The organism is Streptomyces sp. NPDC048002 (assembly GCF_040653275.1).
GTDB lineage: Bacteria > Actinomycetota > Actinomycetes > Streptomycetales > Streptomycetaceae > Streptomyces.
In genome coordinates this window covers 1-1,251 of sequence record NZ_JBEZNL010000097.1, presented here as the reverse complement: position 1 = coordinate 1,251, position 1,251 = coordinate 1, and the positions used below count along the sequence as shown (strand labels likewise).

The following is a 1,251-nucleotide window of genomic DNA, read 5'->3' as shown; positions in this document are numbered from 1 at the left end:
TCCGCAGTGAGCCGCAATGTGCTCGACCTGTCGTCTATCAAGCGTAACCGCGAGCCGGGGCCTGACTTCCTGGAGCAGCGCCCTGATCCCGCCTACCGCAAGCGCAACCTGATCTTCCCGACGACCAAGGCGCTGCACTGGCTGGCTTCGCTCGCAGAACGTGTCAACCGCAAGGTGACGGCGCGCGTCGCAGCCGCCTAACCCCCAACACCCCGTTGTGCCCCGAGGCCCGCCTAGTGCGGGCCTTTTCATTTCTGGAGCACACCATGCAAATATACGTTGCCTGCCTTGCCTCATATAACGCTGGCGTCCTGCACGGCGAGTGGATCAACTTGGAGGGACGCGACGCCGACGACGTGCGCGATGAGATTGCCCGCATCCTGCGCGAGTCGCCGCACCCGAACGTGACCGTTGATTGCCCGGATTGCGGCGGTACTGGAACCACATACGTCCCCCGAGTATTCGGCGGGGCGGAATGCACGGCGTGTGGCGGAAGCGGCAAGGTCGCCAGCGCCGAGGAGTGGGCCGTCCACGACTACGACGACGTGTTCGGGGATACCTGGGGCGAGCACCCCGACCTGGACAAGCTGTGCGCATTGCAAGAGCGGCTGGACGAGTTGCACAACGACACCGAACGCGCCGCCTACACGGCCTTCTGCGACCACGAGGGCCTCGACGATGTGACCGTGGAGCAGTTCCACGAAGCCTACGCGGACCAGTTCGATAGCTGGGCCGACTTTGCCGAGAACTATGTGGACGAATCGAGGCTTCTTCACGACGTGCCCGACGCCCTCTCCCGCTACTTCGACTACGAGAGCTATGGCCGCGACATTCGGCTCAACGGTGACGCGTTTGAGGTGAGCGGCTTCTACTTCTGGAGCCGCTAACGCCGCTTCCGCAAGACCCTGCGCCAATACAGGTATGTGCGATGCGCCGGCACCGAGCTAGTCCACACCCATACGACTAGGTGAAGGGCCGTAATGGCGACTTCTACGCGGGGGTCAATCATCGAATGGTCCTTGGGGTCGGGAGTGGCGATCACGCCCTTCAGCCCTAATCATAAGGCCAATCTCGATATTTGGCACTCATTGTTCCATTTGTAGCACTTGCATAACAGGAGACTTACATATGCGTAACGCAGATTTCACCGCAAACTCGACCCTGGTGATCGTCAACGTGGCCCTCCGCGTCCACCAGTTCGGCCCGTTCTTGGTATTCGAGCGGGAGGTTTTGGTCCTGCATGAACGGACC

Annotated in this window: 2 protein-coding genes; both read left to right on the top strand. The window is 61.4% G+C overall.

From position 1 onward, the window contains the following. Nucleotides 1-201 (top strand): hypothetical protein (locus AB0E07_RS39845; protein WP_362263392.1); only part of this gene is annotated, 201 nt, incomplete at its 5' end. A 65-nt stretch (nucleotides 202-266) separates the two neighbouring features. After that, nucleotides 267-887 (top strand): antirestriction protein ArdA, encoded by a 621-nt coding sequence (locus AB0E07_RS39840; RefSeq protein WP_362263390.1) that lies wholly within the window; start codon nucleotides 267-269, stop codon nucleotides 885-887. The last annotated feature ends 364 nt before the right edge of the window (nucleotides 888-1,251 follow it).